The 1170-nt window shown below is 57.2% G+C and carries 1 protein-coding gene; it reads left to right on the top strand.

Going from position 1 to position 1170, the window contains the following annotated elements; genetic code table 11:
- Nucleotides 1-1018 (top strand): AMP-binding protein (locus tag J5224_RS28975; RefSeq protein ID WP_264628539.1); only part of this gene is annotated, 1018 nt, incomplete at its 5' end.
- Between the last annotated feature and the right edge of the window lie 152 nt (nt 1019-1170).

The following is a 1170-nucleotide window of genomic DNA, read 5'->3' as shown; positions in this document are numbered from 1 at the left end:
CGACCGCCCCTACTGTCCCCCACTGAACCTGACCTGGCTGGATACCATCTTGATGCCAGCACCGTTGGGCCATGCCACCGGCTTTTTACACGGTGTCACCGCCCCCTTTATCATCGGTGCGCGTAGCGTACTGCTGGATATTTTTAATCCGACAAACTGTCTTGAACTGCTACAGCAGGAACGCTGTACCTGCGTGCTGGGCGCGACGCCGTTTGTCTACGACCTGCTGTGCTGCGTACAGCAAAAACCTTACGACCTGTCATCGCTGCGCTTTTTCCTGTGCGGCGGCACTACGATCCCTAAAAAGATCACCCGAGATTGTATGCAGATGGGCATCAAACTGCTCAGCGTGTACGGGTCAACGGAAAGCTCACCGCACGCCGTCGTGAGGCTGGACGATCCCACAGCACGGATCGTCAACACTGACGGGCAGGCGGCGCCGGGCGTTGAAATCAAAGTGGTCGATAAAGCGCGCAACACCGTTGCGTATGGGGAAGAAGGTGAAGAAGCGTCGCGCGGCCCAAATGTATTTATGGGTTATCTGGATGAACCGGAATTAACGGCGCGCGCGCTGGATGAAAATGGCTGGTATTACAGCGGCGACCTGTGCCGCATGGATGCCGACGGCTATATCAAAATCACCGGGCGCAAGAAAGATATCATCGTGCGCGGCGGCGAGAATATCAGCAGCCGCGAGGTGGAAGATCTTCTGATGCAACACCCGCGCATCCGCGATGCGGGCGTGGTCGCCATGCCCGATGAACGTTTGGGAGAACGCTCATGCGCCTATGTGGTGCTTAAAGCCCCCTACCACGTGCTGACGCTAGAAGATGTGATTGCCTTTTTCAGCCGTAAACGCGTGGCAAAGTACAAGTACCCCGAGCATCTGGTGATCGTCGAGAGTTTGCCGCGCACCGCATCCGGGAAAATAAAGAAATACCTGCTGCGACAAGACATTCTGCAACGCCTCGGGCTGGATGAACACCAGCAAGTCCACCCTTCCCTGTTCTCCGCCTGATCCCAACAACAAAGGCTCTCGCTAAGAGAGCCTCAGACTGATGACAAAGCCCGTTGTTAGGCGAAGTGCGGCGATGGGGTCGTAGCGGCGTAAGCCGCCGGAGCGCCCCTCGTCGTGATTCGCCGGGAAACCCGGACGTGCCGAAAACGGTT

It is taken from the genome of Candidatus Symbiopectobacterium sp. NZEC135 (genome assembly GCF_025962695.1).
Note: the sequence above shows the minus strand (reverse complement) of the source record. Positions and strands in the feature narration are given on the sequence as shown.